Origin of the sequence: Aeromonas sp. 601027, assembly GCF_049174455.1 — a bacterium.
In the GTDB taxonomy this organism is placed as follows: Bacteria; Pseudomonadota; Gammaproteobacteria; order Enterobacterales; family Aeromonadaceae; genus Aeromonas; species Aeromonas veronii_A.
In genome coordinates this window covers 79,421-100,661 of record NZ_JAAKTN010000005.1, presented here as the reverse complement: position 1 = coordinate 100,661, position 21,241 = coordinate 79,421, and the positions used below count along the sequence as shown (strand labels likewise).

21 protein-coding genes are annotated in these 21,241 nt (G+C 51.7%); 4 read left to right on the top strand and 17 right to left on the bottom strand.

Going from position 1 to position 21,241, the window contains the following annotated elements; genetic code table 11:
* Positions 1-50: 50 nt before the first annotated feature.
* From G5193_RS08470 to yiaY, 10 genes are all read right to left on the bottom strand, one after another.
* Positions 51-707 carry a phage baseplate protein gene (locus G5193_RS08470; RefSeq protein WP_421205797.1) on the bottom strand — a complete coding sequence of 219 codons (657 nt, stop codon included), beginning with the start codon at positions 705-707 and terminating at the stop codon, positions 51-53.
* Positions 708-755: 48 nt separating this feature from the next.
* A complete protein-coding gene (locus G5193_RS08465) occupies positions 756-2,474 on the bottom strand; it encodes a hypothetical protein (RefSeq protein ID WP_421205796.1) in 1,719 nt (572 codons plus the stop codon).
* 21 nt (positions 2,475-2,495) lie between these two features.
* Positions 2,496-2,882: a hypothetical protein gene (locus tag G5193_RS08460; RefSeq protein ID WP_421205795.1), complete on the bottom strand. Its 387-nt coding sequence runs from the start codon at positions 2,880-2,882 to the stop codon at positions 2,496-2,498.
* Positions 2,883-3,022: 140 nt separating this feature from the next.
* On the bottom strand, positions 3,023-3,376 hold the full coding sequence (locus tag G5193_RS08455) for a hypothetical protein (RefSeq protein ID WP_421205794.1): 354 nt from the start codon (positions 3,374-3,376) through the stop codon (positions 3,023-3,025).
* 8 nt (positions 3,377-3,384) lie between these two features.
* On the bottom strand, positions 3,385-3,600 hold the full coding sequence (locus G5193_RS08450) for a hypothetical protein (protein ID WP_421205793.1): 216 nt from the start codon (positions 3,598-3,600) through the stop codon (positions 3,385-3,387).
* Between the two features lie 120 nt (positions 3,601-3,720).
* A complete protein-coding gene (locus G5193_RS08445; protein WP_421205792.1) occupies positions 3,721-4,617 on the bottom strand; it encodes a DUF6945 domain-containing protein in 897 nt (298 codons plus the stop codon).
* Between the two features lie 130 nt (positions 4,618-4,747).
* On the bottom strand, positions 4,748-4,945 hold the full coding sequence (locus tag G5193_RS08440) for a hypothetical protein (RefSeq protein ID WP_411665864.1): 198 nt from the start codon (positions 4,943-4,945) through the stop codon (positions 4,748-4,750).
* A 1,111-nt stretch (positions 4,946-6,056) separates the two neighbouring features.
* Complete coding sequence (locus G5193_RS08435) at positions 6,057-6,359, bottom strand: hypothetical protein (RefSeq protein ID WP_421205791.1); 303 nt, start codon at positions 6,357-6,359, stop codon at positions 6,057-6,059.
* Positions 6,360-6,756: 397 nt separating this feature from the next.
* Positions 6,757-7,983, bottom strand: a complete 1,227-nt coding sequence (locus G5193_RS08430; RefSeq protein WP_421205790.1) for a tyrosine-type recombinase/integrase — start codon at positions 7,981-7,983, stop codon at positions 6,757-6,759.
* 220 nt (positions 7,984-8,203) lie between these two features.
* On the bottom strand, positions 8,204-9,355 hold the full coding sequence (gene yiaY, locus G5193_RS08425) for an L-threonine dehydrogenase (protein WP_058058016.1): 1,152 nt from the start codon (positions 9,353-9,355) through the stop codon (positions 8,204-8,206).
* Positions 9,356-9,737: 382 nt separating this feature from the next.
* Between yiaY and udp the strand changes: the two genes are divergently transcribed.
* A complete protein-coding gene (gene udp, locus G5193_RS08420; RefSeq protein WP_005337975.1) occupies positions 9,738-10,493 on the top strand; it encodes a uridine phosphorylase in 756 nt (251 codons plus the stop codon).
* 140 nt (positions 10,494-10,633) lie between these two features.
* Here udp and G5193_RS08415 read toward each other — a convergent pair whose 3' ends face one another.
* Entirely contained in the window at positions 10,634-11,362 is a 729-nt protein-coding gene (locus G5193_RS08415; RefSeq protein WP_216954229.1) for an RluA family pseudouridine synthase, read from the bottom strand.
* A gap of 222 nt (positions 11,363-11,584) precedes the next feature.
* Between G5193_RS08415 and rihA the strand changes: the two genes are divergently transcribed.
* Together rihA and G5193_RS08405 are read left to right on the top strand one after the other, a co-directional pair.
* On the top strand, positions 11,585-12,520 hold the full coding sequence (rihA, locus tag G5193_RS08410) for a pyrimidine-specific ribonucleoside hydrolase RihA (RefSeq protein WP_216954227.1): 936 nt from the start codon (positions 11,585-11,587) through the stop codon (positions 12,518-12,520).
* A 33-nt stretch (positions 12,521-12,553) separates the two neighbouring features.
* Positions 12,554-13,021, top strand: coding sequence for a hypothetical protein (locus G5193_RS08405; protein ID WP_005337958.1), 468 nt, complete (start codon positions 12,554-12,556; stop codon positions 13,019-13,021).
* A 186-nt stretch (positions 13,022-13,207) separates the two neighbouring features.
* Here G5193_RS08405 and G5193_RS08400 read toward each other — a convergent pair whose 3' ends face one another.
* From G5193_RS08400 to G5193_RS08390, 3 genes are all read right to left on the bottom strand, one after another.
* On the bottom strand, positions 13,208-13,501 hold the full coding sequence (locus G5193_RS08400) for a winged helix-turn-helix domain-containing protein (protein ID WP_204827381.1): 294 nt from the start codon (positions 13,499-13,501) through the stop codon (positions 13,208-13,210).
* Complete coding sequence (locus G5193_RS08395) at positions 13,501-14,031, bottom strand: DUF1523 family protein (protein ID WP_005337948.1); 531 nt, start codon at positions 14,029-14,031, stop codon at positions 13,501-13,503. The genes G5193_RS08400 and G5193_RS08395 overlap by 1 nt, the downstream gene beginning before the upstream one ends.
* Positions 14,032-14,206: 175 nt before the next feature.
* Complete coding sequence (locus tag G5193_RS08390; protein WP_216954225.1) at positions 14,207-15,829, bottom strand: methyl-accepting chemotaxis protein; 1,623 nt, start codon at positions 15,827-15,829, stop codon at positions 14,207-14,209.
* Positions 15,830-16,061: 232 nt separating this feature from the next.
* On the opposite strand from G5193_RS08390, the gene G5193_RS08385 reads away from it, so the two are divergent.
* Positions 16,062-16,694, top strand: a complete 633-nt coding sequence (locus G5193_RS08385; RefSeq protein ID WP_216954223.1) for a LysE family translocator — start codon at positions 16,062-16,064, stop codon at positions 16,692-16,694.
* A 73-nt stretch (positions 16,695-16,767) separates the two neighbouring features.
* On the opposite strand, the gene G5193_RS08380 is transcribed toward G5193_RS08385, so the two are convergent.
* The 3 genes from G5193_RS08380 to G5193_RS08370 form a co-directional block, all read right to left on the bottom strand.
* Positions 16,768-17,976, bottom strand: a complete 1,209-nt coding sequence (locus G5193_RS08380) for a cation:proton antiporter (RefSeq protein WP_421205789.1) — start codon at positions 17,974-17,976, stop codon at positions 16,768-16,770.
* A 153-nt stretch (positions 17,977-18,129) separates the two neighbouring features.
* Positions 18,130-19,233, bottom strand: coding sequence for a beta-N-acetylglucosaminidase domain-containing protein (locus G5193_RS08375; RefSeq protein WP_216954218.1), 1,104 nt, complete (start codon positions 19,231-19,233; stop codon positions 18,130-18,132).
* A gap of 43 nt (positions 19,234-19,276) precedes the next feature.
* Positions 19,277-21,004 carry a potassium/proton antiporter gene (locus tag G5193_RS08370; RefSeq protein ID WP_005359340.1) on the bottom strand — a complete coding sequence of 576 codons (1,728 nt, stop codon included), beginning with the start codon at positions 21,002-21,004 and terminating at the stop codon, positions 19,277-19,279.
* Positions 21,005-21,241 lie beyond the last annotated feature (237 nt).

The window sequence follows — 21,241 nt, the reverse complement described above, 5'->3', positions numbered from 1 at the left end:
ATCTTATCATAAAAACATAAATTATTCAATAGTTAGCAACCATATTTGGTTTATTTTTTCAAGTTTTGTTCAAAGAATTTAAATTTTGGTGTGTTAGGATTGATTGCAGGTTTTGACATGTCAGCGCGCTTATTGAAATCCTCAACCTTATTATTTTTGTTACCCAAGTTCTTATTTGCTTTGGCACTATTATCTAAATCTGCACCCACATTCATAGCAAGCACAGTGCGACCTATAGTTACTTTTCGCATTTCTGTTAGTGTAACACTAAATACCATTTGGTCTAACGGGCCTTCTCGGCTCATATCTAAATCTGTAATAACGTAATTGCTAATTGAGCCCTCTTCAAACTCTAAGCTAATGGCGCTTCGGCTGTCTCGTGCAGCTTTTAATACCTCATAAGCTTTTGAAATACGGTCTGAAGATTTAGGTGCATTAGGGTCGGTGTTCTTGTCCCACTCTACATCCCTATTGACATAATATGGTGCGGTTGTAATGACACCTGTAAATCTAAATTTTCCATCAGGAGAGAATACATGATCTGTTATATTAGAACGTGATTCAATAGCATATTGTGTCTTTTCATTTTGCAATGAGATGTTATAATTTTGAACACTATCAAAAATCATAACAATATCTGAATCAGACGTAGATTGTTGTGTCTTATTATGTTTATTGCCAGAGATGAACATGGTGTAATTTGGCATTCTATCCTCTATTGTTAATCGGGCTACATTTAAAGCCCCCTGTTATAATTAATCTGAAAGCAAGTTAATTGTTTGTTGCATATTGTTATCGATTCGGTAATCTACAAAATCCGCAAATCCTTTCTTATTAACCTCAGTGTCAATTTTCAAACTTAGTATTCCTGAGAAATTAGAGGGTTGTGATTGGCTGCGAATGACACGACTACTTACCAAATTATCAGCGAAACTAGGAGCTTTGAATGTTGGTTGAGGAATGTTGATTTTAGGGCCATAGGTGCTTGCAGAGTTCGCCCAATTGCTCGTTTGTGCTTGTCGGTCCGCTGTCCGTTGTTGTGCAATGTCTATTGGTGTTGGAGTTGGTGCGTCAGGGATAAATGAGCGAATAAAGTTTGCGACACTCCGAATCACATAGGCAAAATCTTGAACAGCACTCTTAACTTCGTGGAAAAATCCTTTGATATCTTGTGCTGTTATTTCTGACAACCATGTAGATAAGACTTTAAATCCACCATCGCCTAATTCACTGGCGATTTTGTATAGATTGGCGAAGACTGTACCAATCTTGTCAGAATTATTTTCTAATGTGTTAGACCATGACAATACGATTTTATTAGCAAATTTCATCGCATCTTTAAATCCGCTACTATCGAAGACACGATAGATCGCAAGCGATAAAGCATTGCCTGCTCTTTCATCTTGTGCCATTGAGCTATTTTTATATAGCTGTGCTTTGCTGGCATACATTGCGGCATTAGCTGTTAGATATTCATCCATCAACTTTTTAAGATTGTATTTTTTGCCACCTGTGATGTTTTCGGAGAAGTCGTTAATGCCTTTCTGCTTTTTAATCCATGTTTCAAAATCGGCTTTGAAGTTAGGAGCCCATTGGCGCATGGCTTCTTGATATGAATCAAGGGTGTTAGATGCTAGGGCCTGTGACCACTGAGTCATAAAGCCTTGGCTTGCTTGTTTGTCGAGCCCATAAGATGCCAGGGCATCTTGATACTTCTGGAAACTTGAGATTGCTTTGTCTACATTGTCGCCGAGGGGCTGCATCAGAGCGGCAAACTCCACCAAAGCCAAACCAGTGTCTAAAATGTTTCTGCCATTCTTGTCTGACATGTTTGCAATGATGTCTGAGATCTCTTCTGCTCTATCACCAAACACATTCATTAAGCGAATAGTCAGAGCCTCGTATTGCTGACCTTCACCTTTAACTTTATTGTACTGGTTGTGTGCAATGGCAGCGCCACCAACAACGCCTGCGCCTGCTGCTGCAACACCTAAGCGTGTGACGCTAGATACCCCTTGCCTAACCTTGTTAATCGCCCCAAGAGCCTTGGAGGATTGATTATAGCGGCTAGCCTGTTGATTTAGAGAGCGATAATGTTTGGTCAGTTGCCCGATAGTTGCAGCACGTTCTTTTGCTGATAGCGAGCCCTTCAAAAACTCCATGTTTGTCTTTTGGAGTTGCTTGCGAAAATCAATGTTATTTTTAATTTGTTCTTGGAATCTAATGTTATCTGCTTTTAATGTGTTCTTTCGGTTTCGGTATGCTCGAATTTCTGCACGTGTTTGTTGTTGAGTGGCTTTAGCTTGCATATTGGAGGCCCTACGGCCTTGCTCCATTGCCTTTGAAAATCCCTGGCTGCTCTTGTGCCACATTCCGGCAAGGCGTTTAATCTTATTCTGAGCGTCCCGCCAGCTCTTATTATCAATTTTGAAAGAGACTTGGTTAACTAATTTTGAAATCACTTGGTCTGTCATTTTATATTCCTATTTTATTTTTTATTGTTGTTGTAGGCGTTGTTCACGCTTGCTTTTAATCTTATCCTGAAGCTCTAAATCTAAAGGTTTATACGAACCGAGATAATAGGAATTGAAATTCAGCTTTCCAGAACTAACAAGACGTTTAGCAAGCAAGCTATATTTATGGTGTGCTGGTAACACAATCCCTGTTTCTAAACATATAACCTCACATGCTGAAAAAGTATTGATACTCCTATTCTTATTAACTGTATAACTATAAATTCCTATAACGATTGGTAACTCTCGGTGTACGTAGTAATCCATTGGTTGATCAAGGTGCCCCGATTGTCGAGGGATTACCGCCTTGCCACCTGACTTTGTTGTAACCTCTGGTAGTCCTTCATTTTCTTGGTAGAAATTAGACATAAATTTTTCCTTATATTTATTTTTTAGATGGGCTATAACGGTTAAAAATAAGCGAGATAAAGCCATTAAAATCAACAACTTAAAACAAAGATCGCCACCTTCTGATACATAGGTAGCGACCCCCTATAATCGCCACCTATTTACAAAAGTTTCTGTAATGTTTGACGGTCGATATTTAATAGTTTTGCTGCTTCTCGCATAGACACATTAGAAGAGATAAGAAGCTGCGCCTGCTGCTTTATATGCTGTTTCTGTTTGTCCGTTAACCTTCGCCCTCGCTTGGCGACAGAATGCTTCATAGCTTCATCAATGGCCGATGTCACAGAGAAATCAGAGGGGAAGAAACCTAACAAAGTTTTAGTGTATTGTTTTGCAGGCATGAAACCCGCAATGAGGGAACTTTTATTCTTTCTTTTCTTGATTACAGCACACAATTTTTGGTTATTGTCATGAATTGCATAATAGATTGAATATTCTGATTTTGTTTTGCTCATTACACCTCTTATTTAAAAATGAACTTGCGGCACTCTGTCGCTAATTCAGAGTAATCGTTTTGGTCGAACATCACCGCCAACGTCAGCAGCAGCTTATCTAACTGCTTTTGTGCATCTTCCATTTCTGCAAGGAAGGCAAGCATTTCATGTTTCTCAGGCTGTTCTGCTGAACTGTTAGCAATCAGAGTTCCAAGGTAGTTTAGGCTTTCGGTAGTAATAGACATTATTCATTTCCTTCTTTTAATTTATTTGCGATTTGTTTGATTAGAAAATAGCGATTGATTAACTTTTTATCATTGTGATAATATTCGATGACTTCTTGATTATCCATTTCGTTCCTCTATTTAAAAGGGTATACAGTTATCACAATAACTATCACGACAATCCCAATCGCCCTTGGAGTCCTTGAAGCATTTATCACACAATCTTCCAGGTTCGTGATGGGGTGATTGCTTGACGGATTTTATGGGTTTGGGCTGGCTGTTAAGTGAGCCGTAAGGCTCGGCACCTCTGGTGCTATTGTACTCCTCGAATCCAGAATCATGGGACACACCGCAATCATCAAGGAAGGGATCAGGCAAGTCGTCTTGTTTATCTTTCATCACATCAACAGCAATGTTTTTTGCACTTCCAAATCCTTCTGAATTTGTATCATGTGGAGTTTCAACTGTATTAATCGCAATTTCGTTTCGAGACCCATCGTCTTTTACCTCAGTTTTTGATTTGGTGTTATTATGGGGTTGTTTGGCTTGGTGCTTTGCTTTTTCTTTTTCTTCGTGGAATGCAGCATATTCGGCAACACGTTCAGCGTTGTTGGCTTTCTGTTGTTCGCGGTGTTTATCATAATCTGAATTAATGAAACGAATATTCTTGAGGGATACATCACTAACAATCTTGATTCTTCGATTATCGTTAGGCATCTTAATTTGTTTTAACAGGCCGCAATCCTCTAACAACTTCACCATAGCTTTAGATTTAGCGTTGTAGCTGCGACCAATAGCTTTGAATATTGTCCCCCATTCCTCAAAAAAATCTTTTTGTTGGAATTGAAAGCTGCGATATTGGTCATATAAGAAGGCATAGAGAAGTTTAAAATCGTTCTCAATCTCTGCCACAACTTCATGACCATTAACTTCATAAATCATCTGTGTTGCGGTCAGCATGTTGCCATTAGGGCCTTTATAAATTCCAGTAAACAGGCCGTTTTTATAGACGATCTCATTAGTTTTCTTGTTTGCCATATTTTTCCTCGAAGTCTCTAAAGTCTTTGGATTCTGTAATTTTTTTGATAATAAAGGATTGGATACTCATATTTCCCCGACTCTCGTTAATCCAACGAAGAATCAGGCGCGGAAGATTAAGTTGCATGTTTTATTCCTCTTTAGTTTTAAATTTGTATTGTTTCTTCGGTTTTAACTTCTGAAGTTCCTCAACAACACTTGCCCAGAAATCGAAAGATTCCTCGCTTTTTGCTTTGCTCATATACTGTTGTGCGCGTTGGATGGCTTTGCGGATATCTTCATACTTTGCCAACATGGCGGAGACTGCTTGCTCTACTGTTCTATACATGTTTCCTCTTATTTAGATAAAATAAAAATCTGCCGTTCATACAGGATATGAAAGCATAAGTTTTAGTGAATGCGTCGTGACTAAATAGTCAAATGGAATACAACAAGATTAGATTTTAATTTCCTTTCTCGATTGTATAATTGTATTTTAACATATAAAACCAAAAAATTCAAGCATTTTTGAAAATATTTTTCACCTGCTCAGTATAACACACAAAAAATTTCAATGTCAAACACAAATCAAACCTTCTATATACAACACAGCAGGCTTAATATAACACACCAAACCTTCTATAACGCTCTATACGAGCTTCTGAGCCGTTATGGCGGCATGTGTATTCCCCAACACAACACAATTGAATACAGGGTCATACAGGCCGTATTAGCTACGCTTGAACACCAATAACATAGCTATCGCTTATCACACATATATTTCATATTGAACACAACACACATAATTTATAATTTAAACTATGGTTTATATCACACAGCAATACTCTATGTTTTTTATTTTATTTGTTTGTCACTATAAATCTTAATGAATAGACAACATGTGTTTTTATGTTGGTTATGAATTTAGATTTATCATATAGGCACAGTGTCATTGTATTTGGACACGAAGCATATAGGTATATTGGGGCCAGTCTGTTTTGGCACCACAACATTAGAGGCGAATAGCCTCATTAACACAACAGTATAGGCGACCTCTGTCGCTATTGAATAACATAGAGTCTAATCGACTCAATAACATAATATAATATATAAACAAATATAAAATAAAGGAATAATATGTTTGTGTGTTAAGGCGACAGCCTATTATATAGTGTTCTTATTTAATTATTGTTCTTATATATTTATTGTTCTTACTTAATTCTTGTTCTTACATAGAAGGACGATTCCGTCCCAAACAATATAATGTTTAGTACGATTTCGTCCCAAGGTTATAAAGTAAGGGACGATTCCGTCCTAAAGTAAATATGTGTATAGTACGATTTCGCACTAAACATTTGTTGTGTTGCTTTGAGTAACGCACACGGGTGCGTCACCTACTGTACTGTTTGTGTTGGAAGATAGGCGACCATTGAGATCGCCAAACACCCTAACACTATCTATTAAATTTCAACTATAACGTAAGATGGGAGTTGACTTGGGTTTTCATCCCTTGTTAACTTGTATTTCTTTCCTTGACTTATAGCAAGATTTCCAATTGCATCATTAATTCTTGTTTCTATTGGAATTAAAAAATCACTGTCTGTACGGCATTGTATAAAACATGCATCCACTACAAAATGAAAATTTTCATTTTGAAAAACAGCAAAGCGCTCCTCATTAATAATATTCAAACTGTTTGTTTTATATTTTGACTCTAAGTGAGACTGAATATCTGACAATACAACATTAATATCTTCGTACATCTATTACCTCTTGTGTTGTGTTCCCCTATCTCACATGAAACAGGGAGCCCCGAAGGACTCCAAGAGACTAATATATAATTGTGTTGTGTGTCAACGAGTTTAAAAATTACAAATCAAATGAATTTAATATAATTAAAAACGCCTATATCTATTATTTAATTCAATTTAATATAATTCTTGCATCGTTTGGCTTTAGGCAAAGTGACTGTGTGCCCATCACCTCTACTGTTTTCATAGTAGCAAATACGATTTTTGCCCTTAACTTCATCAGATTTCAGACTGTAATGGTCATAAGCAGCACCATAAACAAATGATGATAGTGTGAGAGATAACACCAGCATCAAAGATGCCGAGCCCTTTATCATGGGCTCAATAAACATTAAGAATAGTTTTGTGTTCATAGTGCAGACTCCAATGATTCTTTCAGCAATTTAACAGGCATATTGGCCCCAGACCCATAAGTTTCAAATGTCATGTTGTTGCCTGTGCTGTGTCCCATGATAGCAGCCGCAACTTGCAATGTGACATTGGCCTCTTTTAGGCGTGTGCTAACGGTGTGTCTAAGTTCATGCAGATTGCGAGCAACAATAGGGTTAGAGCGATGGAACCATGCCGCATATCCCTTGCTGTATCCACCATCCCTAAAATTTAACATCCTGAACAGACGCTTATTATCTGGTGTATTCTTAACATATTCTATAAAACCATTGTTCAATAGTTTTGTGTGCAAAGGCACCAACCGTTTAGCTTGTGGTGTCTTCAACGACTTATCTGCATGGTTATCATTAATAGATATGCACCAAACATTATCAACTTTAATGACATCTTCTTTATACAACTGGCACAACTCGTTAGCCCTGCATCCTGTGAAGATACTCAAATACAATAGGTGTTTACGCCACTCCTTTGATTTTGGAATAGCATCAGCAAATTTTAACAATGACTCAATTTCATTGTGTTTGTATGCAGTGCGCTTGTTTGTTGATTTGACACGTTTAACCAATAACCCATTAAATATATTAGGGATTTCATAATGATTATGGATGTATTCAAACAATGCTTGCAGCTTATACAATTTTTTATTGAGTGTTACAGGTGAATTATTCAGACTGTTTTTATAATTAACAGCGTCTTGTTTAGATAGAGATTTAATATCTGCATCACCCACAAATTTAATAAATGAATCAAACAATGATTGTTGTGTCTGTTTTTCTTTGATGCTCCAGTTAAGCGAAGCCTCAGAGACATACATATCAATAATAGTAGATAGTGTATTCCCAGAATCATCAGAAACAACCTCTATATTATTGTGTGCTTCAACTTCTGACGCTGTAGGATGCTCTAGGATCGATTCTTTAGGGCAGGGCAATACACTGACAGCCTGAACAGCTTCAGATTCAAAATAGGGCGTGTGGTTCGGTATAACAGATTGTTTATCAGCGCTGTTTGTATGCAGTGCAATAGGTTCAATTGACTCAGATTCAAAAAACAAATCAAGAGCCGCCTTTTGTGCTCTTAGATAGTCACGTGTTCTCAAAGAGATTCGTTTTGTGTGTTTCTTGCCGTTAACTGTCACAACACGGCGGTAGTAATAGATGCCGTTCCGTGATTCTAAATATCTCATCGTTTAATCCTCTTGTAGTGCCTCAAAGGTGCCTCAGAAGTGCCCCAGAGAACGATTAAAAGGGACTTCTGATTTCTTTCAGGTGATTGATCTACATAGAGAATTTGGCTTTTTTGGCTCGGCAAATCATACCGACTCCCTCCACGGAAGTAAAAAGCCATTGATCCATCAGCCAATAAAAAGGGCCGCACTGCGACCCTTTCTGGCAATCCGGCAGCCGTCACATCGCCGCGCGGAAGATGGCGACGATCTCGTCGTGGCTCGCCTGTTTCGGGTTGGTGAAGCCGCAGGCATCTTTCAGGGCGTTGCTGGCCAGGGTATCGAAGTCATCGGCCTTGACGCCGAGTTGCTCCAGACCGGCCGGGATCTTCACATCCAGCGCCAGCTGCTTGATGGCGGCAATGGCAGCGGCAGCGCCCTGCTCGTCGCTCATGGCACTCACGTCCACACCCATGTAGCGGGCCACATCCTTCAGACGAGCCGCGCTCACCTGGGCGTTGAACGCCTGAACGTGGGGCAGCAGCACGGCGTTGCAGACACCGTGGGGCAGGTCATAGAAACCGCCCAGCTGGTGGGCCATGGCGTGCACGTAGCCCAGGCTTGCGTTGTTGAAGGCCATGCCGGCCAGGAACTGGGCGTAGGCCATCTGCTCGCGGGCATGCAGGTCATCGCCATGGTGAACGGCGGTGCGCAGGTGCTTGGCAATCAGCTCGATGGCCATCACGGCGCTGGCATCGGTCACCGGGGTGGCGATGGTGGAGACATAGGCCTCGATGGCGTGGGTCAGGGCATCCATACCGGTGGCGGCGGTGAGACCAGCCGGCTTGGCCAGCATCAGCTCGGGGTCGTTGACCGACATCAGCGGGGTAACGTGCTTGTCGATGATGGCCATTTTCACGTGGCGCGCTTCGTCGGTGATGATGCAGAAGCGGGTCATCTCGGAGGCGGTACCGGCGGTGGTGTTGATGGCGATAAGCGGCAACTGCGGCTTGGCGGAGCGATCCACCCCTTCGTAATCCTTGATGCTGCCACCGTTGGCGGCGACCAGCGCGATGCCCTTGGCGCAGTCGTGGGGCGAGCCGCCACCCAGCGAGATGACGCAATCACAGCCGTTGGCCTTGATCATCGCCAGACCCGCTTCGACGTTGCTGGTAGTGGGGTTGGGTTTGGTCTCATCGAAAACTGCGCTTTCAATGCCATGTTCAGCCAACAGGGTGGTGAGCTTGGCGACCACACCGATCTGGTTGAGGATCTTGTCGGTGACGATCAGCGCCTTGCGATAGCCGTAACCCTTGATATCGGCGGCGGCCTCTTGCAGACAGCCGGCACCCATCAGGTTGATTGCGGGAATATAGAATTTGAATGTAGCCATGATGGACTTCCTATAGTTAGCCATTAAGTGGTAGTTGAGAGTTAGGCTACCATCTAGAAAGGGATACAAAAGCATCTTATTTACAACTTTACGGGGTCGATCACGAGTCGTTAATTAAGCGCTGAACCAGGCTTGACTTTCCCGCATCTGACTCGATTAGCAGAAAAACGTTTGTCAATTATTTCATTGAGTTAGCAAACGTTTTGCGCAATGTTTGTCACTGTCAATGCGTGGAAGTGTGAGGCGCTTCAAGGAATTGGAAAGCGCTTTCGACCATAGTTGGCGCCTCCCCGAAGAGGGGGGTAAAGGCTTGAAAGTATCATAAAGAATCATCTTAACTTGTGCCCTGACCATGCTGGCAGGGGGCAACCAGGAGTCCACTATGTCTGATGTATTTCACTTGGGTTTGAAGAAAGCGGATCTGCAAGGCGCCACCCTGGCGATCGTCCCCGGTGACCCCGAGCGCGTGAAGCGTATCGCAGAGCTGTTGGATAACCCGGTGCACCTGGCCAGCCATCGTGAATTCACTACCTGGCGCGGCGAGATGGACGGCAAGGCCGTGATCATCTGCTCTACCGGTATCGGTGGCCCGTCCACCTCCATCGCGGTAGAAGAGCTGGCCCAGCTGGGTATCCGCACCTTCCTGCGTATCGGCACTACCGGCGCCATCCAGCCGCACTTGAACGTGGGTGATGTGATCGTGACCACCGGTTCCGTGCGCCTCGACGGTGCCAGCCTTCACTTCGCACCGATGGAGTTCCCGGCTGTTGCCGACTTCGACTGCACCACCGCGCTGGTGAACACCGCCAAAGAGATGGGCTCCAAGCTGCACATCGGTGTGACCGCCTCCTCTGACACCTTCTACCCGGGTCAGGAGCGTTACGACACCGTATCCGGCCGCGTAGTGAGCCGTTTCCAGGGTTCCATGAAAGAGTGGCAAGCCATGGGCGTGCTGAACTATGAGATGGAGTCCGCAACCCTGCTGACCATGTGCTCCAGCCAGGGCCTGCGTGCCGGTATGGTGGCTGGCGTTATCGTCAACCGCACCCAGCAAGAGATCCCGAACGCCGAGACCATGGCGAAGACCGAATCTGATGCCATCAAGATCGTACTGGGCGCTGCCCGCAAGCTGATCTGATAGCACCACAAAGAGTGGGGGGTGGGGGCCGTTGCGAAAGCGCGGCCCCTATCTTTATCCGCCGTTTACCGCTTTTCCTCTCCCGTCACGCCTTTCACTGATCCCGTCGCACTTGCGCTGGCTGCCTCTACCTATTGCCCCTAAAAAGGCGCCGCACAGCGGATCTGCATCGGCTCGCCGCTCATCGGATGAGTAAAATCCAGCTCGCTGGCGTGCAGCATCAGCCGCGGCGCCTGTTCGCAGCTGGCTGGCAGCAGGCCACCATAGAGATCGCAGCCGAGGATGGGGTGACCCAGCAGCTGACTGTGGATGCGCAGCTGATGGGTGCGGCCGGTCTCCGGCACCAGTCGTACCAGGGTCAAAGGTACGGTCTGCCCCTGAATCTGCTGCTCCAGCCGCTCGATCACTTGATAGCGGGAGCGGGCGGGTTTGCCGCTGGCGGCGCAGATCTTCATCAGCGGAAAGAGGGCTGGATCCTTGGCGATAGGGGCGTCGATAACTCCTTCGTCGTCAATCAGATGACCGCAGAGCAGGGCGCTGTAGGCTTTGCTCACCGCCCGCTGGCTGAACTGCTGGCAGAGCAGGGCATTGATGGCCTTTTTTCTGGCGACCACCATGATGCCTGAGGTGCCAAAATCTAGGCGATGCACCAGGGTGCAGCCGGGGAAATCCTGCACCAGTCGATAGTGAACCGAGTCGAGGTTCTGCGGATTTTTGCCCGAGAGGCTCAGCAGGCCGCTCGGCTTGTTGATGAGCAGCAGATGCTCATCCTCAAACAGGATCTCGATGGCGGCACTGCAGGGCGGGGCGATAAAGGTGTCGACGATAACAGACATAGGGCACACGGGCTGGAAACGGGGGACGATCATACCCGAACCGGCGCGGCCGGGCGAATGGGTGGTGCGCAGCCTCGGAAAATGAACGGCATGACGCCATGCAACCTTTTGATAATGAGCCGTGTTGAGCGAGGTTGCGTGCCGTGCAAACCGCCCAGGTCAGCAACAAGGCCCCGTTTTGTGACCCCTTCCCGAGTTCATCCGAGGCTTGCTTGTTAAGGTATGGCTCCCTGTTATGTTGTAAGGACTCATCCCATGGCACTGCCCGTTATTCTCGATTGTGATCCCGGCCACGACGACGCCATCGCCCTGATTCTGGCGCTGGCCAGCCCTGAACTTGACGTGTTGGCAGTTACCACCAGCGCGGGCAACCAGACACCGGACAAGACCCTCAACAATGCCCTGCGCATCCTCACCTTGCTGGGGCGGGACGATATTCCGGTGGCGGCCGGGGCGCCGAAACCGCTGGCCCGCGAGTTGATTATCGCCGACAACGTCCATGGCGAATCGGGCCTCGATGGCCCCAAGTTGCCGGATCCCGCCTTTGCACCGCAGAGGATGACGGGGATCGAGCTGATGGCCAAATGTCTGCGCGAGAGCCAGCAGCCTGTGACTCTGGTGCCGACTGGGCCGCTCACCAATATCGCCCTGCTGCTGGCAGCACACCCCGAGCTCAAACCCAAGATTGCCCGCATCGTATTGATGGGGGGCGCCGCAGGGGCTGGCAACTGGACGCCGGCGGCGGAATTCAATATTTATGTCGATCCGGAAGCGGCCGATATGGTGTTCAAGTCGGGCATCCCCATCATCATGTGTGGCCTCGATGTGACCCACGAGGCGCAGGTGATGGATGAGGATATCGAACGGGTGCGCGCCATCACCAACCCGGTGGCCCAGTGTGTGGCCGGGTTGCTCGACTTTTTCATGATCTACCATCGGGATCCCAAGTGGGGATTTGCTGGTGCGCCGCTCCACGACCCCTGTACCATTGCCTGGTTGCTGGCTCCCGAGTTGTTTCACGGGGTCGAGTGCCGGGTCGATATCGAGACCCGGGGGGAGCATACCGTGGGGATGACGGTGGTGGATCGTTATGGTCTGACCGGCAAGCCAGCCAATGCGCTGGTATTGTTGGGGCTGGATCGTCCGGGCTTTATCGATCTGCTGGTGACGCGGCTGCGGGCGTTTGACTGAGCGCCGGTTCATTTTTGCAAGAAGGGGCGGGGAATGTGGAAGAGAGGCTTGGTGCTGCTGGCCGGGTTGCAACTGACAGGCTGTGCGACGCCATTCGAGCGGATGTGGCAGGGGCTGGCGACCTGTGAATTTACCGATCTCTATGTGGATGAGACGGGCAGGCCCGCCAATCTACAATTGGCCAACTACACCCCCTACAAGGTGAGCGACGGCTTTGCCTGGTACAAGGTGCACGAGGAGCTGCACGGCTTGCCGGTGGTCGGTTTTATCGTGCCCGCTTCCAGCTTCGAAGTGCATGCCCTCTTTGTCGATACCCCCATCGCCAATGCCCGCCGGTTGACCCACAACGCCTACGGCAGCGAGTTTGGTGACGAGCAGAAGCATGACGAGGGGTTGGCGCCCCTATTGCTGCGCGATCCCAACAACCCCAAGCGCTCCATCATCGACTGCACCCGCGGTGAGTCAGACGGGGAGCTTGAAGATTCGGCCATGCCCGAGTAGAGCCACCTGTTAGGCCATCGGCCTGAAAAAAGAGGGGCCAGCCTTGTCGGCTGGCCCCTCTTTTTTATTGTTGCTTAGCGCCCTGATCAGGGATAGCTCAACGTCTCCTTGATAAGCGGCAGTTGAGCCTTGATCCATGCCGGATTGCAATAGGTTCCCCAGTCGCAGGCCTGACTCGACATCATTTCAGGGATAGCTCAACGTCTCTTTGATAAGCGGCAGTTGAGCCTTGATCCATGCCGGATTGATGGGGCCCCAGTCGCTGATGCGGTAGTGTCCCTGCAGGTGGCGAGCCCCCTCGGTCTGCTCGAAGGCGCAGCTGATGTCGAGCTCGGCCAGCGCGCTCAGGGTATCTTGCGCGGTGCGGCGCGGCATGCCGGTTGCCTCCATGATGGCGGGCACCGTATCCGTGCCTTGGCTGATCAGCCAGGCCACGTAGAGCCGCCGGTAGAAACTGGTGCGGGTCTTGCTCGGCTCCATCAGATCTCATCCTCAAGACGATCGAAGTAGCGCCAGGTTGCGATGGCGGCTTTGCCCATCACCAGTGCCCAGAGGCCGAACCAGAACCAGCGGAAGAAGCTCCAGGTGGAGGCGTCAGGCTCTGTGCTCTCGATCTTGGTGACGTTGGGGAACATGGAGAACATGTTCACGCGCCAGCCGTAGGAGGTGATGATGGCTAGGCGTTTCTCGAACTCCATCGACTTGGCCTTGGCCTGGACGTCGGCGGCGTTGAACTTAAAGTAGAAGGGCCAGCCCCACTCGGTATCTTCATTGCGAAACACCCGGATCTTCTCGCCGGGGCGCTCGGTGTAGATGTAATAGACGTCGGTGGTGGGGCCGTCAGCCGGGTTTTTCTGGCTGATGGGGCCATCCTTGTCGGTGCGCTTCACCTCGACCCCGGTGATGGTAGCGATGGTGTGCTCCGGCAGGTAGTAGTCGAGCCAGGCGGCGGAAATGAGGGCGATGAGCCCCAAGGCGATAAAAGCGGGTTTCTTGAATCTCAGGCTCATGGTGTGCTCACGTGAGGGGGAGTAACGTGCCTCTACCATACCGATATTTGACAGGGCAGCCCAGCCCCTTATGGCGCCACAAGCCAAAAAATGGCGTTTAAAACAGATACAAAGCCATTGATCCATCAACAAGAAAGGCCCTTGCGGGCCTTTTTGTCTGGTTCACTTTGTGCGCTTACAGCTGGAATTGGGCCAGCTGCTTGCGTTGCTGCTCGGCGAGCTGGGAGAGTTCGTTGCTGGCACTGGCGCTCTGGCTGATGCCGGCGGAGCTCTGGCTCACGATCTCGTGAATATTGGTGATGTTGCGGTTGATGTCGGCAGTGACGCAGGACTGCTCCTCGGCTGCGGTGGCGACCTGGGCGTTGGCGTCGTTGATCTGGCGTACGGCACCGGTAATGCCACTCAGCAGATCCTGCACCTGAGCTGACAGGCGTTGGTTATGACCGAGGATCTCCAGGGTCTCCTGCACGCCGTTGTTGGCGGATTGGGACTGGCTCTGCAGCCGCTCGATGATGGCCTGGATCTCCTTGGTGGAGTCCTGGGTACGGGCTGCCAGCATTCTCACCTCGTCGGCCACCACCGCAAAACCACGACCCGTTTCGCCGGCACGGGCCGCTTCGATGGCGGCATTGAGCGCCAGCAGGTTGGTCTGCTCGGAGATCCCCTGGATCACTTCAATTACCTTGCCGATCTGCTCGGACTGGGATTTGAGCTGAGCCACGATGGCGGCAGCATCTTCCAGACTGCCTGCCATCCGGCTGTTGGCGGCGATGCTTTCGGTAAAGAGGGCGAGCCCCTGTTCGACCCGGCCATTGGCATCCCGCGCCAGCTCGTCGGCGATGGCGGCGTTGTGGTTGACGTTGTCTGCTGTGCTGGAGAGTTCGGTCACGGCGGAGGCGACCTGTTCGATCTCGCTGTGCTGCTGCTGGGCGTTGGCTTCAGCCTGGGTCATCACGGCGGCCAGCTCGGTGGCGGCGGAGGCGACGCTGTTGCTGATCCCGGTCAGGTTCTCGATGGTGCTACCAAGTTGCCCCAGAGTGAGGTTGATATCTTTGGCCAGACGGGTCAGCTCGTTGTTGCCATCCGCTTTGGCGCGCACGTTGAAGCGCCCTTGCGCCACGGCGTGCATCACCTCTTGCAACTGACCGATGGGGCTGACGATGCGACCGGAGAGGACCCAGCCACAGATCAGCGCCGCCAGTAGGGTACCGGCGGTGAGCAGCAGGGTACGCAGCAGGGTTGCGTCGTAGTGAGCCTGCTCGTCGGCCAGCTCTTGCTGGATCAGCTGGTTGATGTGGGCCGACATGCTGTCGATCTGTTTGATCAGCTGTTCACCCAGCTCGCGGAAATGGAGGCGGGCCGCCTCGTAGGCGACCGGATCGCCGCCACCCTGATGTTTTTGCGCCAGCAGCGGCAGCATGTTGCTGCGGGTATGGCTGAGGTAGGCCTGCAGGGCGGCAGCGACCTGCCGGTTATCCTGCTCGGCACCGGGGAGCACCAGACGGCCGAGAATGGTGTTGATCTCCTGCTCGGCGCTGTTGAGGTTCGCAGGTAGTGCGGCAAACAGCTTGGCATCGTAGAGGCCATAGATGGCGCTGGTGCGCAGCCGGTAGGTGGCGTGGATCAGTTTGGCAATATCGTCCTTGTGCTGGACCACGCTCTGGGTCGTCTCATCTATGTCATTGATGGCTTCATCCAGCCCCTGTTTACTGATGGCAATCATCACCATCATCAGCAGGCTGGCCAGCAGCAGCGGTATCAGGACCTGGACACGTATTGATAGATTATTCAATGACATAAATGGCTCTAATCCGAAATGGGAGGAGCCGACATATTACACACCTACGTCAGGAGCTGTCACAGGCTTTTATTGCTGAAATTTGCTGAAGAAAAGGTTTTTCCTTGTGAAAAAGGCGCCATATATGCATGATTGAACGCTTGATCCCCTGAATATGTGGTACAACTGGCCGGATTGAGTCAATCCTGTCCCGTTTTCGTGATTCCCCGCTCTTGGCGTATGGAGGTGTGTAGTGTCCAGCTGGATCGATCCGGCCATTCTGGCTCTGTTTATCCCGACCTTTTTCTTTGTCTCGGTGACCCCCGGCATGTGCATGACCCTGTCGATGACGTTGGGGATGAGCCTGGGGGTGCGCCGTACCCTGCACATGATGTGGGGGGAGCTGATCGGAGTCGGGTTGGTCTCGGTGCTGTCGGTGATCGGGGTGGCTGCCATCATGCTCAACTATCCGGGGATCTTTGCCGCCTTCAAATATGTGGGGGGCGCCTATCTGGTTTGGCTCGGTATCCAGATGTGGCAGGCCAAGGGGAAGATGGCCATTCCGGCGGATCTTTCGTCCGGTCAGCAGACCAGCGCCATGGGACTGGCGGTGCAGGGTTTCGTCACCGCCATTGCCAACCCCAAGGGGTGGGCCTTCATGATCTCCCTGCTGCCACCGTTCATTTCGGCCAGCAAGCCGATGGTGCCGCAGATCACTGCGCTGGTGGCGCTTATTCTGGTCATCGAATTCTCCTGCCTGCTGCTCTACGCCAGTGGTGGCCGAACTCTGCGCCACTTCCTCGCCAAGAGCGGCAACGTCACCCTGATGAACCGCATCGCCGGTACTCTGATGCTGGGGGTGGGAGTCTGGCTGGCGCTTGGTTAAGCGCTGTTAGTGACCCCCACCAGACAAGAAAAATGCCACCGGTCGGTGGCATTTTTTATGAGTGCCAAGTGGTTCAGCGGGGTTTGAAACGTGTGACCCAGGGGTTGGCGGTGATGCCATGCAGCAGCACGCTCAATATGATGGTGCAGAGCACAGTGGCGATGATGGGGCGCTGGCCAATCAGGGCAGGCTGGTTTTGCAGCACCATCACTGCAAAGACGATACTGGCAAGGCCCCGCGGGCCGAACCAGCCGATAAAGAGCTTGAGCTCTGGCTTGAGGCCGGTGCCGAGCAGGCTCAGCCAGACCGGCACCATCCGCAGCAGGGTGAGGCTGGCAATGGCATAGAGCCAGTATTGCCAGTGCATCAGCTCCGACAACATGGGGAGCAGAGTTGCGCCAAACACCATCCAGATCACCACGGAGAGCAGGTCGCCGTAGCCTTCGCAACTGTCCATATAGGCGTGCTTGTGTTCACCGAGTCTGCGCCCGATAAAGAGACCGCCGACAAAGGCGGCGATAAAGCCGCTCCCCCCCAGACTCTGGGCCAGCGCAAAGCAGAGCAGGGCCAGTCCCGGCATGGTGAGCTGGCGCCAGAGCGGCAGTTGCCAGCCGTTGAGATAGGAGATTTTCAGCAGCCGTATGGTTAGGCTGGTCAGTACAAAAGCGACCAGGAGGCCAATGCCGATCTCCTCCAGCATCAGGGTGATGGCCAGCGTGGCTGTGCCTGCGTGCTGCTCTGTGGGGGCGATAAGGGCCAGCAGCAGAAGCAGCACAGGCACACAGATGCCGTCGTTGAGGCCGCTCTCCTGATTGAGCCCTTCGCGCAGTGGCGCCGGTACGGCCGGGTTGCTCACCACCGCCTTGCCGAGCGCCGCATCCGTGGGGGCAAGAATGGTGGAGAGGATGGCCATCTCCAGCAGTGGCAGGTCGGGGAAGATCCAGTGACCAAACAGGGCTCCGGCGATGAGCGTCAGTGGCAGGCCGATCATTAGCAGCCGGATGGGGAGCTGGCGGTTGGCCAGCAATACTTGCCAGTTGGTATTGGCGGCATCGTTGAACAGAACGATAACCAGAGTCAGCTCGGCTAGCAGCTTGATGCCGGCGCTGTCGATAGAGAGGGAGAGCAGCTCCAGCCCGCCAGGCCCCAGCAACCAGCCGGTCAGCAGAAAGAGCAGGGGGCCGTTGACCAGCTTTGATTCGAAGCGCCCCGCGATCAGGCTGTAGATCAGCAAGAAGGCAGCGATCACCGCCAGATTCTGGTAAAGCAGATGTGTATCCATACAAGCTCCCTTGAAACCATCTTGTCAGGGCTGTTTAACTGCCATCCTGGCCCCGGGTTATGCCCGATATTCTCAGTGATTAACTCTTTGTTGCCGTAACTGTGCGCACACCTTGTCCAGAGTGGCTGTGCCCATCACGCCTGCCGAGGCAGATCAATCGGTCAGGCAGTCGGGGTCGAACACATACTCCCCATCCAGCCAGCGCACGATTTCGTCGACGCAGGATTGGTCACGAAACGGCAGGTAGCGGGCCTTGAGATGGGCCACCTGCTCAGGGGTCAGCTGGGCCATCCCTATGTCCTGAAACAGCGGCAGGTCGGCCTCGATCATCGCCGAGATCTGTGGGCCGCAGGTGGCGTTGAGGGCGGCATGCTGCGCCTTGTCGGGGTCGTACTGCTTGCCGAGGCGGTAGCTCATCGGCAGGGTGGCGAGGGGTAGGGTCGACAGCGCCGCCTGTTTCATCGGGTTGACCGCGTGGCCAGAGACCAGCTCTGCCAGCTCGGCAGGGCGATTCTCGAAGGCGCGCAGGTGCAGGTAGCTGCTCGCCTTGCTGCCATCGTTGACCGGGTAGTTGTCCCACAGGAAGGGCTTGCGGCCGAGCAGTTCGGTCACCTGCTTGAGGTGGCTGGCCGGATATTCGCTGGAGCAGACCTTGGGGCCGGTCCAGAAGATCTCGAAACGGCGATCGAGCCGCTCGCCAAGCTCCTCCAGATAGTGGGGAGGCATGGCGCCAAACACCTTCTCCAGCACCGGATCGGTCGAGTAGTAGCTGGGGCAGAAGATGAGGCGGGTCGCCTTGCTGTGAGCCGCGATGTCGTGGGCGATGATGAGCTGATGGTGCGCCAGATCCGGGGTATCCCCCTTCATGTCGTCAAACAGCACTGCCAGAATGTCAGGCTGCAGCATCTCGTCGATGAGGCGCACTTTCTCAAGCAGCGCCGAGCGTTTGCGATCGTAGTCGTGATGAGCCCCCATGGGGCTCAAGCCCACCCCGAAGGCGAGGCCGTTGGCGCGGCACTGGCGCGCCAGTTCGGCGAGATCCGCCAGCTGCTGCTCGGGCCAGGGGAGGGCCCAGTGCTTGCGCAGATAGCCATCCTCTTTCGGTGCATAGATATAGAAACCGTAACCGTGGCGTGGCAGCCACTGGGCGTAGCGGGCGCGGGCCTGCCAGCTCCATCCCTTGCCAAAAAAGCCTTCAATGACCCCCAGATTGGCAGCGGGGGGCAGGGGGCCGGACAGCAAACTTTGATATGGCATAACTCTCTCCCTTCTTGCTGGGGACTTGATACGGGACGGTCAGTCAGACCGGGTCCTCTTCCTGAAAGCGCACCCCGATCTTGCTCGGCACGCTCTCGTCCATTTCGGCCACGGTCCAGATCAGGCCCTGCCATTCGATGTTGTCACCGACCACCAGATTATCGCCCAACTGACTGGCAATAAAATCGCCCAGTGTCTGATCCGCCACCTCGCTCACATCCAGCCCGTAAAGAGGGGCGAGATCCACCAGCCGTGCCGCCGCTTCCAGCAGGAAGTCACCGAAGAAGCGGGGGCCGAGATCTTGCTCCGGTGCCTGACTAAAGAGCTGACCGAGGGCGGGGAGGTCACGTTCGTGACCGATGACGCAGAGGATGTCATCGGCCTGCAGACAGGTACTACCCGAGGGGTGGAGCAGCTCGCGGCCACGAAACAGGGCGCAGATCCGGGTGCCGGTGGGCATCTGCAGATCCCGCAGTGGCGAGCCGATGCACCACTTCTCTTCCCCCAGCTGGTAGACGAAGGTCTCCCACTGGCTGTCGAGATCGATTTCGAGCCCGGAGCGGTTGATGGGCGACGGCGGTGCCGGTACCTCCACCCGCGCCAGTTTTGAGGCCAGCGGTAGCGAGCTGCCCTGCAAAATCAGCGAGACCAGTACTACAAAGAAGGCGACGTTGAAGTAGAGCTGGGCGTTGGGCAGCCCCGCCATCATGGGGAACACCGCCAGAATGATGGGCACGGCGCCGCGCAGGCCAACCCAGGAGATAAACCAGCGCTCGCGGGGGGCGAAGTTCTTGAACGGTAGCAGCCCGATCCAGACCGACACCGGGCGGGCAAACAGGATCATCCACATCGCCAGCGCCAGCGCGGGCAGGGCGATGGGCAGCAGCTTGTGGGGGGAGGCAAGCAGCCCCAGCACCAGAAACATGCCGATTTGGCTGAGCCAGGTCAGACCGTCCAGCACCGACAATGTGGTGCTGCGGCTGCGCAGGGCGAGGTTACCGAGCAACAGACCGGTGAGATAGATGGCGAGAATGCCGCTGCCACCGACCGCCGTGGTGAGGGCGAAGATCAGCAGACCGCCGCTGACGGTGAGCAGCGGATAGAGCCCCGGCGCCAAGCGGGCTGTGTTGATGAGGCGCCACAGCAGCCAGCCGCCGCCAAGGCCGATCCCGGCGCCAAGACCAAACTGCTTGACCAGTTGCAGCAGCAGGAAGCCCCCATCCAGCCCTTGCTGGGCGGTGGCGAGCACCTCGATCAGGGTGACGGTAAGAAACACTGCCATAGGATCGTTGCTGCCCGACTCTATCTCCAGCGTCGCGCTCACCCGCTCGTTGAGGCTGCGCCCGCCAAGCAGGGAGAAAACCGCTGCCGCATCGGTGGAGCCGACGATGGCGCCGATCAGCATCCCCTGCATCAGGTTGAGGTCAAACAGCCAGGCTGCGGCAAGCCCCGTCAGGCCGGTGGTGATAGCCACCCCGACTGTCGCCAGCGACAAGGCAGGCCAGAGTGCAACCCGAAACGAGGAGACCCGGGTGCGCATGCCACCGTCGAGCAGAATGATGGCAAGCGCCAGGTTGCCCACCAGATAGGCGATGGAGTAGTCGGCGAAGTGGATGCCACCAGGGCCATCCTCACCGGCCAGCATGCCGACGGCGAGGAAGATAACCAGAATGGGAATACCGAGGCGGGAAGAGAGGGCGCTCAACAGTACGCTGGCTCCCACCAACAGGGCAGCGACAAAAAAGAAACTGTTGATGGTAGCGGCATCCAAGGGCGAACTCCTTCCTGGTAATGTGCAAAGTAGGCACATTATATGCAGTTAGGCACCCCTTGTGTGGCTTATTTGTGCATCAATTTTCACTTTCTTACATTTTTCATCCCTTTTTTCAGCATGGCCGCGCCATATTCTGACTGTGACGGGGTTAACGAAAGCGGAGTCAAAGGAGCGTCGATTTCAGGATGCGCAGGGAGGAGAGGGCGGGGAAAAGCGAAACGGCACAGCAGAGGG

What these genes read in the sequence shown, in the direction of transcription:
- G5193_RS08470 (WP_421205797.1), bottom strand. Translation starts at nt 707, where the DNA reads ATGCCAAATTACACCATGTTCATCTCTGGCAATAAACATAATAAGACA.
- G5193_RS08465 (WP_421205796.1), bottom strand. Translation starts at nt 2,474, where the DNA reads ATGACAGACCAAGTGATTTCAAAATTAGTTAACCAAGTCTCTTTCAAA.
- G5193_RS08460 (WP_421205795.1), bottom strand. Translation starts at nt 2,882, where the DNA reads ATGTCTAATTTCTACCAAGAAAATGAAGGACTACCAGAGGTTACAACA.
- G5193_RS08455 (WP_421205794.1), bottom strand. Translation starts at nt 3,376, where the DNA reads ATGAGCAAAACAAAATCAGAATATTCAATCTATTATGCAATTCATGAC.
- G5193_RS08450 (WP_421205793.1), bottom strand. Translation starts at nt 3,600, where the DNA reads ATGTCTATTACTACCGAAAGCCTAAACTACCTTGGAACTCTGATTGCT.
- G5193_RS08445 (WP_421205792.1), bottom strand. Translation starts at nt 4,617, where the DNA reads ATGGCAAACAAGAAAACTAATGAGATCGTCTATAAAAACGGCCTGTTT.
- G5193_RS08440 (WP_411665864.1), bottom strand. Translation starts at nt 4,945, where the DNA reads ATGTATAGAACAGTAGAGCAAGCAGTCTCCGCCATGTTGGCAAAGTAT.
- G5193_RS08435 (WP_421205791.1), bottom strand. Translation starts at nt 6,359, where the DNA reads ATGTACGAAGATATTAATGTTGTATTGTCAGATATTCAGTCTCACTTA.
- G5193_RS08430 (WP_421205790.1), bottom strand. Translation starts at nt 7,983, where the DNA reads ATGAGATATTTAGAATCACGGAACGGCATCTATTACTACCGCCGTGTT.
- yiaY (WP_058058016.1), bottom strand. Translation starts at nt 9,355, where the DNA reads ATGGCTACATTCAAATTCTATATTCCCGCAATCAACCTGATGGGTGCC.
- udp (WP_005337975.1), top strand. Translation starts at nt 9,738, where the DNA reads ATGTCTGATGTATTTCACTTGGGTTTGAAGAAAGCGGATCTGCAAGGC.
- G5193_RS08415 (WP_216954229.1), bottom strand. Translation starts at nt 11,362, where the DNA reads ATGATCGTCCCCCGTTTCCAGCCCGTGTGCCCTATGTCTGTTATCGTC.
- rihA (WP_216954227.1), top strand. Translation starts at nt 11,585, where the DNA reads ATGGCACTGCCCGTTATTCTCGATTGTGATCCCGGCCACGACGACGCC.
- G5193_RS08405 (WP_005337958.1), top strand. Translation starts at nt 12,554, where the DNA reads ATGTGGAAGAGAGGCTTGGTGCTGCTGGCCGGGTTGCAACTGACAGGC.
- G5193_RS08400 (WP_204827381.1), bottom strand. Translation starts at nt 13,501, where the DNA reads ATGGAGCCGAGCAAGACCCGCACCAGTTTCTACCGGCGGCTCTACGTG.
- G5193_RS08395 (WP_005337948.1), bottom strand. Translation starts at nt 14,031, where the DNA reads ATGAGCCTGAGATTCAAGAAACCCGCTTTTATCGCCTTGGGGCTCATC.
- G5193_RS08390 (WP_216954225.1), bottom strand. Translation starts at nt 15,829, where the DNA reads ATGTCATTGAATAATCTATCAATACGTGTCCAGGTCCTGATACCGCTG.
- G5193_RS08380 (WP_421205789.1), bottom strand. Translation starts at nt 17,976, where the DNA reads ATGGATACACATCTGCTTTACCAGAATCTGGCGGTGATCGCTGCCTTC.
- G5193_RS08375 (WP_216954218.1), bottom strand. Translation starts at nt 19,233, where the DNA reads ATGCCATATCAAAGTTTGCTGTCCGGCCCCCTGCCCCCCGCTGCCAAT.